Source organism: Streptomyces chattanoogensis (genome assembly GCF_001294335.1).
Classification (GTDB): Bacteria; Actinomycetota; Actinomycetes; order Streptomycetales; family Streptomycetaceae; genus Streptomyces; species Streptomyces chattanoogensis.
On sequence record NZ_LGKG01000144.1, the window covers coordinates 19,216 to 33,065 of the forward strand.

Genomic DNA, 13,850 nt, shown 5'->3' on the forward strand with positions numbered 1-13,850 from the left:
TCAAGAAAGTCACCCCGTCCCCATAACGAAAGGAACGATCATGACGCTTCTCGACCTGCAGACGATGGAGACGCCCAAGGCCGAGGCCACCGATGAGCTGTGCCACGGCAGCCGCGCGAGCCTGCTGCTGTGCGGCGACAGCAGCCTGAGCGTCACCACCTGTAACTGACTGCCGATCGTCGCGGGGCACCAGATCCCCTGGTGACGAGGTAAGGCGGGTTCCGGGCACCAGTTGCCCGGAACCCGCCCACCCGTATGGAGCCCGTCCTGCAGGTGTCCGCCCACATGGTGCCCACCACCCGCACGGCCACGTCCCCTGCATACGCCGTGCATACGCCCTGCATACGTCCGAAGGAGTTCCGGTCCTCACATGCTCCCTCGCACATCCCCCACGCCCAGGCCCTCCTCGCCGGCGCGGCGACCGGCCGCCGGTCAGCGGCAGGGCTGCGATGCCGGGCAGCGGCCGCACTCCGGTGCAGGGGCCGTCCTGGCCGGTGCGCTCCGGCACAGCCGGGTACGCACCGTGGCCGTGTGCCTCTTCGGTACCGCCTCCGCCGCCACGGCCGTCGCGCTGCCTGCCGTACTCGGCCACACCCTCGACCTCGTGCTCGGCTCCGTGCCCGGAGTGGGCACCGCTCTCGCGCTGAGTGCCGTCCTGCTGGTGGCGGAGGTGGTGTTGGACGCCCTGGTGGCGCTCACCGGCGGCGCCACCACCGCCCGCAGCACCGCCTGGTTGCGCCGGCGCGGTATCGACCATTTGCTGTCGCTCCCCCCGCATCGCGCCACGGATCGCTTCACGACCGGCGATCTGGTGAACCGCCTGACGGGCAATGCCGCCGAGGCCGGATCCGCGCCCACCACCGCCGCCGGCGGCCTGGCCGCGCTGCTCACGCCGGCCGGGGCCCTGGTCGCCCTGGCAGTCACCGACATCTGGCTGGCGGCCGTCTTCCTGGCCGGACTTCCCCTCCTGACCCTTGTGCTGCGGACCTTTGCCCGGGGTTCCTCCGACAGCGTCCGGCGCTATCAGCGCGTACAGGGGGAGATCGCCTCCCGGCTCGTGGAAGCCCTGGGCGGGGCCCGGACGATTGCCGCCGCGGGAACCACAGGCCGGGAGCGCGCCCGCATCCTCGCCCCACTGCCCGAACTCGGCGCGCAAGGCCGCCTCATGTGGCAGGTCTATGGTCGGGCGGTGGTCGGCAGCAGCATTCTGGTGCCGATGCTGACCACCGCCGTTCTCGCGGTGGGCGGTCTCCGGCTCGCCCACGGCGCCCTGACCGTCGGTGGTCTGCTGGCGGCCTCCCGGTACGCGTCTCTCACCGCGGGCCTTGGCGGGGTGATCGGCCAGCTCAACGCCTTGGTGCGAAGCCGGTCCGCAGCCCGGCGCATCGACGATCTGCTCGCCCTGCCCCCGGCGGGGCACGGCTCCCGGCTGCTGCCCGCCGACGGCCGCGGGCGGCTCGAACTGCGGGGGGTCACCGTCGCCCGCGACGGCGTGCCCGTGCTGCGCAATGTGGACCTGCTCGTGCCCGGGGGAACCACCATGGCGGTGGTCGGGCACTCCGGGTCCGGCAAGTCCCTGCTGGCCGCTGTCGCGGGGCGGCTCACCGATCCCGACGCCGGGGCGGTGCTGCTGGACGGGGTGCCGCTCGATCAGGCCGATCCGGTGCAGCTGCGCCGGGAGGTCGGCTATGCCTTCGAACGGCCGGCGCTCTTCGGCGACACCGTCGGCGCGGCCATTGCGTTCGGGCCGGAAGCAGCTCCGGCACACGGCGTCGAGGCCGCGGCCCGGGCGGCCGGCGCCGACCCGTTCGTACGGCTGCTGCCGCGCGGCTACGCGACACCGCTGGCCGACTCGCCGCTCTCCGGGGGCGAGCTCCAGCGCCTGGGTGTGGCACGGGCCTTTGCCCACGCCGGCCGCCTGCTGATCCTCGACGACGCCACCGCCAGCCTGGACACCGTCACCGAACACCACGTCAGCCGGGCGCTCCTGGAGGACGTACGGCCGGGCACCCGACTGCTGATCACCCACCGGCTCTCCTCCGCCGCCCGCGCCGATCTCGTCGCCTGGCTGGAGCATGGCCGGATACGGGCGGTCGCGCCGCACGATCAGCTGTGGCAGGACGCCGACTACCGTGCGGTCTTCTCCCCCACCGCCCCGGCCCCGGGGGCCGCCTCATGACCGCGGCGACGATCCGGCTGCTGCCGCGAGCGCTCCGCTTCCTGCGGGCCCGCACGCAGGTGCTGCTGCTCTTGGGCGGCTGGTCCCTGCTGGAGTCCGCGCACACCTTCGTCAGCGGCTACGGCGTGGCCAAGGCCCTGGACGACGGCTTTCTGGCCGGCCACACCGGCACCGGACTGGGCTGGCTGGCAGTTGCCGCGGCGGCCATCGTCATCAGCGGGGCGGCCGGCCGAGGTGTCTTCCGCGGGCTCGCTGACCTGGTCGAACCGCTGCGTGACGTCCTGGTGCGTACCGTGGTGACACGGGCGCTGGGCCAGGCGGTCGCCGATCCGGCCCGCGCCGTGGACACGGCGGTGGTCTCGCGGCTGACCAACCAGACGGAACTCGCGCGGGACAGCTTCGCCGGACTCGTCCTGGTGGCCCGTTCCTTCGTCTTCACCGCGGCAGGGGCGCTGCTCGGACTGGTCTCCCTGGCTCCCCAGCTGCTGCTGATCGTGCTGCCGCCGCTCATCGCCGGACTGCTGCTGTTCCTGGCCACCCTGGCCCCCATGGCACGTCATCAGCGCGCCTTCCTGCGCGCCGACGAGACGCTGTCGGCCCACTTCGGTGCCGTTGCAGCCGGGCTGCGCGACATCGCCGCCTGCGGGGCACGCCCCACCGTCGCGGCACGCGCATACGGCCTCATCGAGGCCGAGGCACGGGCGGCCCGGCGCCTCGCGGGCTGGGCCGCCGCCCGCTGTCTCGCACTCGGTGTGGCCGGTCAACTGCCGGTCCTTCTGCTGCTCCTCAGCGCGCCCTGGCTGCTGCGGCAACACCTCACCGCGGGAACCGTGCTCGGTGCCCTGACGTACCTGACGCAGGCACTGCTGCCGGCCCTGCACACCCTGATGAACGCGCTCGGCTCCGCCGGTACCCGGCTCCTGGTCGTACTGGATCGGCTCACCGGGGGACGGAGGCGAGCACCGCTGGATGGAGGGTCGGTTGAAGATGCCCACGCCCACGATGCATCTCGCTCCGTCCCCGCCCCCGTCCCCGTCGCTGTCCCCGTCGCTGTCCCTGTGTCTGTCTCCGTCCCTGCCCTCATCTCCCGAAGCGTCAACTCCAGTGCTGGCACGGCCGACTCAGTGTCCGGCCAGGCCGACTCCGCGTCCGGCAGCGACGCCTCGCTGTCCCAGGCTGACACCGCCACCCATCCGACTGGCCCCCGGGTCGAACTACGGTCGATAACCTTCGCCTACGGCCCGGGCGCACAACCGGTCCTGCACGACCTCGATCTCGTCGTCGAACCGGGCGAGCACCTCGCCGTCGTCGGTCCGAGCGGCATCGGCAAGTCCACACTGGCCGGCCTCCTCGCCGGACTCCTGGCCCCCACCGCCGGAGCGGTACGAGTGAACGGCCGGCCGCCGACCGTGCACGCTTCCGACCCCCATACCGGTCCCGGCCTCGTCCCCGATCCGGATCCCGATCCCGATCCCGATCCGTCCCGGCTGAGGGTCCTGATCCCCCAGCAGGCATACGTCTTCTCCGGATCGGTGCGTGACAACCTGCTCTATCTCTGCCCTGACGGCGCGTGCGATGCCGCCGTGGCAGCGGCATCGCACGCCGTGGGCCTGAGCTCGTTGGTGTCCCGGCTGGGTGGTCTGGATGCACGGATCGACCCGGCGGCGCTGTCCCAGGGCGAACGCCAGCTGATCGCACTTGGCCGGGCCCACCTCTCGCCGGCACCGCTGCTCCTCCTCGACGAGGCCACCTGCCACCTCGACCCCGCGGCCGAGCAGCGCGCCGAGCAGGCCTTCGCCGACCGGCCCGGCACACTCATCGTCATCGCCCACCGGATCACTTCGGCCCAACGCGCCGATCGTGTCCTGGTAATGGATGGCATCCGAGCCACGGTCGGCAGCCACACCGAACTGCTGGGGCGCTCGGCCCTCTACCGCGAGCTCGCCGGCAACTGGCAACCGGAATCCGGCGAACGGAGCCGGTGACGGCCTACACCCAGCCGGCCCCCTGCGATATGCGAATCGCATCGACCCGGTTTCGGGCGCCGGTCTTGCGGTTGATGGCAGCCATGTAATTACGTACCGTTCCGCTGCTGAGATGCAGTTCGCGTGCGATCTCCGGAACTGACGCGCCGCCCGCGGCGAGCGACAGCACACTCAACTCCCTCGCGGTCAGCGGCATATCGGCGGCCTGGAGAAAGTCCAGCGTCAGCGTGTGGTCGACGTAACGCTGTCCCTCCGCGACCAGGTTTATGGCATGCCGTAACCGGGCCGGCGGCGCGTCCTTGTCCACAAACCCACGCGCCTTCGCGGCGACGGCACGCCGGAGGGTGCCGGGACGGCAAGCACTTGCGAGCACGAGCAACTCACAGCCCGGCCCCCCGGGATGGTCCATAGCCTGCACCGATCCGGCGTAGTCGCCATCCACCACACACACCTGGGGCCGGAAGGAAGCCGCCTTGCCGGGGGCGCTCGTCCAGCAGGCCGCGATCGCGTCGATGTCCTCCTCGCCTCGTAGCAAAGCAGCGAGCCCTGATCGCACCAGCCGTGTCTCATGAACCACCAAGACCCGGATCACACTCGCCCCTTCGTTCGGCCATGCAGTTTGCACTGCTGAATTGTCACGGCCCCGGATTTCCGCCAGAAAGAGCTTCGAAGGAATTGACCAGAAAACGCACACCTCTGCCGTGCTGACACTCCGTTCATTACCAGCGGGAATAGCAAGAGTCCACAACTCCTCACACCTTCCATCGATGACGGCCACGCCCTCCACCACAGCCGACGGTCCCCTACGCACGGAACTCGCCGGAACACGCCGCCGGCCACACCCAACGCCCCGCCTCATGTCCGAAAGCAGAATCAGAGGAACTTCACACATCGCCCATGCCGAGGCCGAAGGCGGCACGTCCCAGGAGACAGTCACTTCCCGCCACACTGGACCCGGCCGCACGCCGTGTTCACCTCGACCTCGGATGCAGATGTGACGGTTGCGCCGCATGTGACGCGGCTGAATCGACCTGCACGTTGCGCACGGCTTACGGGACAACCGACCCCCACCGGATGGTGTCGTCGGCGTCCGTGAAGGCGGTGTTGGCCTGGCAGCTGCGTCGCAGCAGGGGCCGGATGCCCTCGACGGGGTTGAGGTCCGGGTCACAGGGCGGCAGGTGGCACGCTGGGACTGCGCGTAGGCCGCGAGGCGGGAGTAGCGGCGGGCACGCTGCGGATCGCACTACCTCCATCTGGGGTCGATGTGGACGGGCCTAACGAAGAGCCCGGACCGAGCCCCGTGGGCATGGGCGTCGTTCATTCCGCCTTCCGTGTGGAGGGTGCGGGCGTGCCCTTGCGCCGGGGCGCCATAGCGCCGAAGTAGCGAAGAGCGAGGTGGCGGATGTGGACAGGTGGGCATGGCCAAATGCTGGGAGCTGCTGAATGGATGGAACCTTTTCGTTGGTCCTGCTCCTGCTGTTCCTGTGGGCCCTGTGCTCGCAGAGGATGGAGCGTGTCGAACTCACCGCTCCGGCAGCGTTCGTGCTGCTGGGCCTCTTGCTGGGCAAAGGGATGGGCCCACTGGACCTGGCTCCCTCGCTCGGCTGGGTCAAGGTGCTCGCGGAAGTCACGCTGGTCTGGGTTCTCTTTATTGATGCCGCACGGCTGTCCTTCCGGTCCCTACGGACCGAACTCGGCCTGTATGGGCGGCTTCTTGGGGTCGGACTGCCGATGTGCATCGGGTTCGGCACACTGTTGGCGTCCGGGCTGCTTCCCGGAGTGTCGGGGTGGGCGGCTCTGTATGTAGGGGCTGCGCTCGCTCCGACGGATGCCGCGCTCGGTGCCACGATGATGGTCAATCCGGTCGTGCCCGCGCGGATCCGCCGACTGATCAATGTGGAGAGCGGCCTCAACGACGGCTTCGCCACCCCCTTCGTGGTGCTTGCCCTTGCCGGTGTCACCGCGGCCGAGAGCACCTCAGGCTCGCACCACTCCGGCCATGCCGTCATGGAACTCCTCATCGGCCTGGCCTACGGCACCGTGCTCGGGCTGGCGGCCGGATGGCTGCTCCGCTCCGCTCTGCGCAGGGGCTGGGCGACCGAGGACTTCGCCGGGGCGGGTGTCCTGGCGCTGTCTCTCCTCGCGTATACCTCCGCCATCGCTATCGGCGGCAACGGCTTCGTCGCCGCCTTCGTCGCGGGGCTGGCCTTCGGATCGGCGCACGGCGCCCCCCAGCGCGTGCTGCGGTACGTCGATCAGACCGCATCCCTGCTCTCCGTACTGGTGTGGCTCCTCTTCGGCGCTGTCCTCGTCCCGGCCGCCTTCGACTTCCTCACCTGGCAAGCAGCGGTCTACGCGGCACTGAGCCTGACGGCGGTGCGCATGGTGCCGGTGGCCCTGTCCCTGATCGGGAGCGGTCTGGACACAAGAACAGTCCTGTTCGTGGGCTGGTTCGGCCCGCGCGGGCTGGCATCGATCATCTTCGGGCTGCTGGCGCTCGAGGAACTCGCCCCGTCCGCCGCCCGCACGGTCATTCCAGTAGTGGCCTGCACCGTCCTGCTCAGCGTCCTCGCACATGGCCTCACCTCCGACCCTCTTGCCCGGCGCTACGGAAGAGCCGCGGGTGCGGGTCCGGTCGGCCCAGCCGTGCACGACCTGCCCGTACGAGGGATGGCGGGGGGCATCGCCGGGCGCCGTGCTCGGCGGTGAGGCGGTCGACGTACAGCAGTCGCAGGTGGCTGGAACAAGTATCCGTACACGGCTTCGCTACGGTTCCCCTCCGTCGTCGCCCTGCAGCCGGACATCGGCGCAATGGTCGCCGCTCACCCGACTGTTCACCTGCACGCTGCTACCGAGATCAGCATCCGACCAGGTCGGTACGCCCATAAACACCCGGCTGTTGGCAGTGCCCTCGTTCTGCCCGGGTGACGCGCTCGGCTCCGGCTCATGCGGTCATGTCTTCGTAGGTCAGCGCTCGCTGTCTCCCCGAGCGTGGAATGCGGCGGGCTGTCCATCCCGACCGGCCGAGGGTGGCAGCCGGTCGCAGAGGAGGCGCACGAGGATGAGGTACTCACTGGGGACTTCGATGTATCCCGCCTCGATCAGGTACTCGCCCAGGGGGAGGTCGATGCGCAGGTGTTCCTCCGTGGCGATCTCGGTGGACTCGTAGACAGAGTCAAAGAGGACGACCGGCTCATTGATGGTCCAGGTGGGGCCCGATTCCCATTCCACGTGGGGCAGAAGGTCGGCGACGAGGGCGGGGAGGTCCGCGTCGTCTTTATCGCCGGCGACCTCTCTGACCAGGACGTTGTGCTGGGGAAGGAACGTGGTGCGGGCCGGCATGTCGCCCAGGACGAGCGCCTGCGCGCCTCCGACATCGATGAGTCCCACGTAGCCGTCGACCTCGCAGGCGCGTCCGTAGTCGCCTTCGTCGTCGGGGTAGGTGCGCGGGGCGCCGCCCCAGTGGTGGCAGACAGACTGGGGAATGAGGATCAGAGGGCCGCCGGCCGAGGTCACCCAGGTGATTTCGCTGTTCATAGTGCTTCCTTGCCGTTCCAAGCCCCGGCATCACGCCAAGCGCCACTGTCGAGCCCTGCGATCCAGCCTCCGACTGCTGCACCTGGTCGCCCGTCCGTATGCCGCAGGCTGAGGAGCGAGGTCGGCGTAGCGACTTTGGGCCGGGAGCTGCTTCGGCGGTGCCGAGGTCGGCCGCACCTATCCACACCGGCGGTAAAGGGCACCATCATCGAGACCGGCACCGACTCCTACCGGCTCGCCGGCACCCGAGCCCGCGCCGAAGCGCACACTGCTACCGGATGACACGAACGGCGCCTGCCGGACCGCCGTCCACCAGGGAGGACGGCGGGCGATCCCGTATCGACCGGCCCGGCAGCTGCGGTACTCATCGCCTGCCTTCGGCCAACACGGCAGCGAGGAGGCCCGGGAAGCGGGCGTCGAGATCGGCGCGACGCAGGGCCATCACACGAGCCTTTCCGATCCGACGGGTCTGGGTGATTCCGGCTTCGCGCAGGATCCGCCAGTGATTGGACAGCGTCGATCTGGGCACGTCCACGCCGTCCGGGCTGCATGCGCTCTCACCGTCCTCGGCCATCCGGCGGACCAGTGCCAGCCGAACCGGATCGCCCAGGGCATGGAGCACCACAGCCAGGTCCTGGTCCTCGTGGCCACGCTGTTCCACTGGCCCTCCTCGTCGTCGCCCGTGTGACACCCGTAGTATGCAGTTCACTTCAACGTTTCGGGAAAACCGAAATGATCTAGGAGATGACCATGACGGTGCTCGCCACCCTTGCCCGCGTCTACGTCGACGACCTGGACGTGGCATTGCCGACCTTCGTCGAGCTGACCGGGGAGCAGCCACGACTGCGGTTCACCTACCGCGGCCTGAACCTCGCGAGCATCGGCGGCTATCTGCTTCTGGCAGGTTCAGAGGAAGCCCTCGCCCCTTACCGCGGCACCCACGCCACCGCGATCGTCGAGTCCATCGATCAGGTCCTGCGCCTCACCGAGCAACACGGCGGAGAAATCCTCGACGGTCCCAACGAGGTGCCCACCGGCCGAAACCTGACCGTGAGGCACCCCGGAGGCGCGACCATCGAGTACGTGCAGTTCCACGCAACCGCACGGTCAGCCTTCGCATGAGCCAAGCAGCGCCCTTGCCCCACAACCACGAGTAAGAGTGCGTACGCCCCAGAACGTACCCGCTGTGTGGTGCTGCGACGACATGCTGGCGACGACTCCGGCAAGGAACGTCAAGAACGGCAGCCGTGCCGGGCGGCGTACGTGAACTTCTGGCGGTCAGACCCTGTGTACGTCCTATCGGGTTGCTACGGCGCGAACGCGCACACGGCTCCCCGGACGACGACGGTCCGAGCCGTCACCAGTCAAGGCAGCGTCCAGAACCGGACCGTGACGAGGTAGAAGACGACGGCCCAGAAGGCCATCACCGCCGCGACGACACCGAGGCCACAAAGGTTGTTCCTTGCCGCCGGTTCGTCCGGCGCCGGCCGCAGCCACCGCCCGAGCAGCGGGTTCACGTAGTACGGCATGGTCAGGAAGCTCATGAGGAAACTCGACAGCAGGTTGCCCACAAGCAGGCCGATCCACAGCGGCATGTGCAGCGGGGACAGCGCGAGTGTCAAGAGCACGACCGTCGGGTACAGGCCGACCCAGATCGCCAGGGAGGTGCGGGTCTCGGAGGGCGGCGGCGGTGCCTCCTTGCCGTTGCCCTCGAAGGCGAACCAGCTGCCGAACGAGTTGTCGATCGTCCGCAGTGTGAAGTCGCTGAACTTCTCGCCCTCGGCCAGGATCTTCTGCCGTTCGGGCGATGTCAGCCAGGCATCGAGATGCTCGGCGCTGTCGTAGCGGTACAGCGTGGTCCATTCCTCCTGAAGCCCCTCGATGGGACGGAAGAGCTCGGTCCCGCGAAAGCCCTCGAACCTGCTCTCCTCCTGGACCATGTGGTGCTGCCAGGCGAGGAAATCGTCGACCTGGTTCGGGTGGACGCGGTGGGTGACCACCACGGTGACCAGCGGATCCAGTGACTGGGTGCCGCTGCTGACCACCTGCTGGGTCGCCGGACCCTCGAAGTACTTGGCGCCGACGTCGAGATACGTCTGCCTGGTCGCGCTGTTGATCCACGCCTGCAGGTGCGCCACCGAGTCGAACCGGTACACAACGACCCAGTCGGGTTGCAGCGGTGTCGGCGGGGAGATCTCGGCGCCGAGGAAACCGGGGTAGTAGGCGGCCGCGCCGTTGAGGTCCTCCTGCCACGCCTCGAACTCCCGCTCCTTCCCCGGCAGGACCTTCTGACCGATGATCGCCGTCGCCGCGGCGGCTACGTTCTTTGCGGTGTTCATAGTGGCTCAACCTGTCGACACCGACTGCTCCGAGGGGAGCCGGCCGTAGATGCGTTCTGGAGTCAGCGGCAACGCACGGTAGCGGACGCCTGCGGCGTCCTGCACCGCGTTCGCGAGCGCGGGGGCCACCGGGTTGATACAGCATTCCGCCATCCCCTTCGCCCGCATGGGCCCCACCGAATCCGCCGAGCCCACCAGGAGCACCTCGGTGCGGGGGATGTCGGCGTAGGTGGGGATGCGGTAGTTGCGGAAGTTCGGGTTGACCATGACGCCGTGGTCGTCGACGTGATGGTTCTCGGTCAGCGCGAAGCCGATTCCCTGGGCGACGCCGCCCTCTATCTGTCCCCGGACCTGCGCCGGGTTGATGATCACCCCGGCGTCCGCCGCCTGCACGCTGTACAGGATCCGTACCTCACCCGTCACGCGGTGCACGGCGACCCGGAACCCCTGTGTATTGGACGTGATGCTCCGGGGCGAGCCATATGCCTTGCGTGCGGCGGTGAAGCGGATCCCACGCCTCCGGGCGAGCGCGACGAGTTCGGCCAGCGACACCCGGCGGTCCCCGCAGACGACACCGTCGTCGTCCATCGTGCACATCACGACATGGATGCCCGTGTGCGCCGCGGCGAAGTGCAGGATGCGGTCGCGCACGGCATTGGCCGCCCGCAGGACCGCGTTGCCCGCCACGAAGAGACCCGCACTCGCGAAGGCACCGGTGTCGAATCCCGTGCGGTCGGTGTCGGACTGCACCAGACGGATCCGCGACGGCGTCGTGCCCAGCTGGTTGGCTGCGATCTGGACATGGGCCGTGGAGGTCCCCTCCCCGAACTCGGGGGTTCCGACGGCCAGTTCGTAGATGAGGTCGTCGCCGAGGGTGACCCAGGCCTCGGAGAGGTGTTCCGTCGGGGGCGCGGTCTCGTGCAGGGAACTCGCCACACCGGCTCCGACGAGCCAGTCAGGGCCGGGGGGCGACTGGTCGGCCGTACGGGCCAGGGCGTCGCCCACCAGGTCGATGCACTTGGCCAGTCCGTCCTCGGTGAAGATCACGTCGTCGGGGCCGTCGTGCGTGGCGACCAGAGGCTCACCCGGCCGCACGATGTTGCGTCGGCGAAGTTCCAGCGGGTCGAGGTGCAGGGCGCGGGCCAGTTCGTCCATCGCCGATTCCGCGGCGAACGCCGGCTGCGTCATCCCGTAGCCGCGCAGCGCCCCGCTCGGCACGGTGTTGGTGTAGACGGAGTAGGCGTCGTATTTCTTGTTGGGGCAGCGGTAGATCATGACGGCGGCTCCGCCCGCGTACAGCGTTTCGCCGCCGTGGTTGCCGTAGGCGCCCGTGTTCGACACATTGCGTACCTGGAACGCGGTGAGCGTTCCGTCGGCCTTCGCGCCGAGCTTGACCGTCAGGGTCATCGGATGCCGTGGCGAGGCCGTGGTGAACTCCTCCTCACGGGTGTACTCGAGGCAGGTGGGGCGACCGGTGTCCAGGGTGGCGAGCGCGACCAGGTCCTCCGCGATCACCTCCTGCTTGCCGCCGAATCCGCCGCCCACGCGTTTGCAGAACACCCTCAGCTGGTCGGGGCGCAGCGCGAACAGGTACTCCAGTTTGACCTTCGCGATCGACGGTGACTGCGAACTGGTGCGGACGTTCAGCCGGCCATCCTCCATCCAGGCGATCGAGCCGTGGGTCTCCAGATGCGCGTGCTGCACCCGCGGCGAGAAGTACGTGCCTTCGTGGATCACGTCGGCCGCGGCGAATCCCGCGTCGACGTCGCCCATGTGCGAGTGGAGGTCGATGAGGATGTTGTGGACGGGGTCGCGGACGAACGGATCGTCGGAGCCGTGAAGTTGGGGTGCGCCGTCGGCCATCGCCGCCTCCGGATCGAACACCGCCGGCAGCACCTCGTACTCGACCACGAGAAGCCGGCAGCCCTCCTCGGCCGCCCCGACCGTGTCGGCCAGGACCGCGGCGACGCGCTGGCCGGCGAAGCGGACCGTGTCGTCGAGGATGTAGGTGTCCTGCGGGTCGACCAGGTGGTCGGTGTGGATCGCCGTGGTGAAGCGTCTGCGGGGTACGTCTTCCCAGGTGTAGACCCGGTGCACGCCGGGCACCGCGAGGGCGGCGCTCTTGTCGATCGAGAGGATCCGGGCGTGCGCATGGGGTGAGTGCAGCACCTTGAGGTGCTGCATGCCGTCGATATGCGTGTCCATGGTGAACTCGGCGTGACCCGTCACCACGTCGTGGCCCGCGGGTGCGCCCACGCTCGTCCCGACGGCCCTGCCCGGTGCTGCCGTCTCCACCGCGCTGACGCCCTTCACGGCGTCCTCGATCGCCCGGTATCCGGTGCAGCGGCAGAGGTTACCCTTCAGCGCCCGTGGCAGGTCCGCCTTCTGCTCCTCGGTGAAGGTCGCCGACGTCATGATCATCCCTGCGGTGCAGAATCCGCACTGGAACCCCGGGGCGTCCTCGAACTGCCGCTGCACGGGATGCGGGGCGCCGGGCCGTCCGAGGCCCTCGATCGTGGTCACCTCCCTGCCGTCCGCGCGGAACGCGGGGGTGATGCAGCTGTGTACCGGCGTGCCGTCCAGCCACACCGTGCAGGCGCCGCAGTCGCCCGCGTCGCAGCCCTTCTTGACGCCGAAGTGGCCGAGTTCGCGCAGGAACGTGCGCAGACACTGACCGGGGGCCGGTTCCCGGTCGAATTCCCTGCCGTTCACGAGGTAGCTCACGACGGGTCCCCAGCCGTGAGTTCGCGGCAGATCTCTTCGGCGAAGTGCCGTGTCAGATGCCGACGGTGGTCGGGGGTGCCGTTGGGATCGGCGAACCATACGTCGGCCGGGATGGCGTCGATGCTCTGCCGCAGGGTTCGGGCATCGGGCAGGGAGTCGAAGGCGATGCGGACCGGCCGGGTGGTGCCGGCGGTGAGGGTGAGCAACAGGTCACTCGCTCCCCGCCGTTGGGTGCCGACGAGGAACACCGTCGAACGGCCGAGCCGGGTCAGCGTGAAGCGACGGTCCGCGGTGCGTTTGCGCAGCGCGTGCTCCGGAATGGTGATGCGCCGAAGGATCTCCCCGGGGGCGAGGACGTTGCGGTGGTCGCCCGTGACGAAATCGAGGGCGTCGACGAAGCGTACGGAGCCATCGGGCGCCCACAGTTCGTACTGCGCCTCCAACGCAACCGTCAACGTGACCATCGGGCCGGCGGGCAAGGACATGCAGATGTTTCCGCCGACGGTCGCCGCGTTCCAGACCTTGAACGAGGACAGGAATGCCTCACAGCTTTTCCGGAAGAGCGTCCCGGCGGTCCAGCCCTCCGGCCACGGGAAGGCGTACAGGTCGCGAATGGTGCAGGTGGCGCTGATCTCCAGGCCCTCACCCGTCGGAACAAGAGGCTCCCAGTGCAACGCCGTCAGGTCGATCAGCCGTCGCAGGTCCGGCTGCTCCGTGGAATAGAGCCAGGTTCCGCCCGCGAGCCAGGCATCACCCTCGTGCCAGTCCATGCCTGGCCGCTCGGACGGTCGCCGGATGACTTCGGTGATGGTGTTGAGGTCCATGAAACCGACCTACGGGAGAACGCACCTACGGAAGACGACTGCCCCGTGGCACTGTTGGTTTGGGATTCCCGCCGATTGAGCACATGCCGACCGCCGTGCCGCACCGTTCGGCGCGGCTGAGCCGCGAGGGACCGACGGGTACAGACGGGTACAGAAACTTTTGTTCCAGCCTATCGCAGCGTGCGGAGGAGGATCCGACCGAGCGCGACGGAAAGTAGTCAAGGCACCCCGGACCGTCATGCCGGCGTCCACCGGGCGGCCC

General features: G+C 69.1%; 11 protein-coding genes and 2 pseudogenes. 6 read left to right on the top strand and 7 right to left on the bottom strand.

What is annotated here, in order from left to right:
- The first annotated feature begins 40 nt into the window (after positions 1-40).
- From ADL29_RS22175 to ADL29_RS22185, 3 genes are all read left to right on the top strand, one after another.
- Positions 41-169 carry a SapB/AmfS family lanthipeptide gene (locus ADL29_RS22175; protein WP_053925361.1) on the top strand — a complete coding sequence of 43 codons (129 nt, stop codon included), beginning with the start codon at positions 41-43 and terminating at the stop codon, positions 167-169.
- Positions 170-370: 201 nt separating this feature from the next.
- Positions 371-2,179, top strand: a complete 1,809-nt coding sequence (locus tag ADL29_RS22180) for an ABC transporter ATP-binding protein (protein WP_078971191.1) — start codon at positions 371-373, stop codon at positions 2,177-2,179.
- Positions 2,176-4,164, top strand: a complete 1,989-nt coding sequence (locus tag ADL29_RS22185) for an ATP-binding cassette domain-containing protein (RefSeq protein ID WP_053925362.1) — start codon at positions 2,176-2,178, stop codon at positions 4,162-4,164. The genes ADL29_RS22180 and ADL29_RS22185 overlap by 4 nt, the downstream gene beginning before the upstream one ends.
- A 4-nt stretch (positions 4,165-4,168) precedes the next feature.
- Here the strand turns inward: ADL29_RS22185 and ADL29_RS22190 are convergent, their stop codons facing one another.
- On the bottom strand, positions 4,169-4,756 hold the full coding sequence (locus tag ADL29_RS22190; RefSeq protein ID WP_053925363.1) for a response regulator transcription factor: 588 nt from the start codon (positions 4,754-4,756) through the stop codon (positions 4,169-4,171).
- 478 nt (positions 4,757-5,234) lie between these two features.
- A pseudogene (locus tag ADL29_RS45410) lies at positions 5,235-5,348 on the bottom strand (IS630 family transposase); the annotation flags it as partial.
- Between the two features lie 259 nt (positions 5,349-5,607).
- Here ADL29_RS45410 and ADL29_RS22195 point away from each other — a divergent pair.
- Positions 5,608-6,873 carry a cation:proton antiporter gene (locus tag ADL29_RS22195; RefSeq protein WP_053925364.1) on the top strand — a complete coding sequence of 422 codons (1,266 nt, stop codon included), beginning with the start codon at positions 5,608-5,610 and terminating at the stop codon, positions 6,871-6,873.
- 258 nt (positions 6,874-7,131) lie between these two features.
- Here ADL29_RS22195 and ADL29_RS22200 read toward each other — a convergent pair whose 3' ends face one another.
- Positions 7,132-7,701, bottom strand: a complete 570-nt coding sequence (locus ADL29_RS22200) for an Imm21 family immunity protein (protein WP_053925365.1) — start codon at positions 7,699-7,701, stop codon at positions 7,132-7,134.
- A gap of 198 nt (positions 7,702-7,899) precedes the next feature.
- Here ADL29_RS22200 and ADL29_RS46645 point away from each other — a divergent pair.
- Positions 7,900-7,983 (top strand): annotated as a pseudogene (locus ADL29_RS46645) (ATPase); the annotation flags it as partial.
- 82 nt (positions 7,984-8,065) lie between these two features.
- On the opposite strand, the gene ADL29_RS22205 reads toward ADL29_RS46645, so the two are convergent.
- Positions 8,066-8,362 carry an ArsR/SmtB family transcription factor gene (locus ADL29_RS22205; protein WP_053925366.1) on the bottom strand — a complete coding sequence of 99 codons (297 nt, stop codon included), beginning with the start codon at positions 8,360-8,362 and terminating at the stop codon, positions 8,066-8,068.
- Between the two features lie 83 nt (positions 8,363-8,445).
- Here ADL29_RS22205 and ADL29_RS22210 point away from each other — a divergent pair, with 83 nt between their 5' ends.
- Entirely contained in the window at positions 8,446-8,823 is a 378-nt protein-coding gene (locus ADL29_RS22210; protein WP_245689582.1) for a VOC family protein, read from the top strand.
- A 242-nt stretch (positions 8,824-9,065) separates the two neighbouring features.
- Here the strand turns inward: ADL29_RS22210 and ADL29_RS22215 are convergent, their stop codons facing one another.
- From ADL29_RS22215 to ADL29_RS22225, 3 genes are read right to left on the bottom strand one after another with little or no spacing between them, the layout of a single operon-like run.
- The gene (locus tag ADL29_RS22215) at positions 9,066-10,040 is read right to left on the bottom strand and encodes an antibiotic biosynthesis monooxygenase (protein ID WP_053925367.1); all 975 of its coding nucleotides are present in this window, start codon (positions 10,038-10,040) and stop codon (positions 9,066-9,068) included.
- A 6-nt stretch (positions 10,041-10,046) separates the two neighbouring features.
- Complete coding sequence (locus tag ADL29_RS22220) at positions 10,047-12,764, bottom strand: molybdopterin-dependent oxidoreductase (RefSeq protein WP_053925368.1); 2,718 nt, start codon at positions 12,762-12,764, stop codon at positions 10,047-10,049.
- Complete coding sequence (locus tag ADL29_RS22225; RefSeq protein WP_053925369.1) at positions 12,761-13,588, bottom strand: FAD binding domain-containing protein; 828 nt, start codon at positions 13,586-13,588, stop codon at positions 12,761-12,763. The genes ADL29_RS22220 and ADL29_RS22225 overlap by 4 nt, the downstream gene beginning before the upstream one ends.
- Between the last annotated feature and the right edge of the window lie 262 nt (positions 13,589-13,850).

Coding starts and splice junctions, on each gene's coding strand:
- ADL29_RS22175 (WP_053925361.1), top strand. CDS start 41: ATGACGCTTCTCGACCTGCAGACGATGGAGACGCCCAAGGCCGAGGCC.
- ADL29_RS22180 (WP_078971191.1), top strand. CDS start 371: ATGCTCCCTCGCACATCCCCCACGCCCAGGCCCTCCTCGCCGGCGCGG.
- ADL29_RS22185 (WP_053925362.1), top strand. CDS start 2,176: ATGACCGCGGCGACGATCCGGCTGCTGCCGCGAGCGCTCCGCTTCCTG.
- ADL29_RS22195 (WP_053925364.1), top strand. CDS start 5,608: ATGGATGGAACCTTTTCGTTGGTCCTGCTCCTGCTGTTCCTGTGGGCC.
- ADL29_RS22200 (WP_053925365.1), bottom strand. CDS start 7,701: ATGAACAGCGAAATCACCTGGGTGACCTCGGCCGGCGGCCCTCTGATC.
- ADL29_RS22210 (WP_245689582.1), top strand. CDS start 8,446: ATGACCATGACGGTGCTCGCCACCCTTGCCCGCGTCTACGTCGACGAC.
- ADL29_RS22215 (WP_053925367.1), bottom strand. CDS start 10,040: ATGAACACCGCAAAGAACGTAGCCGCCGCGGCGACGGCGATCATCGGT.
- ADL29_RS22225 (WP_053925369.1), bottom strand. CDS start 13,588: ATGGACCTCAACACCATCACCGAAGTCATCCGGCGACCGTCCGAGCGG.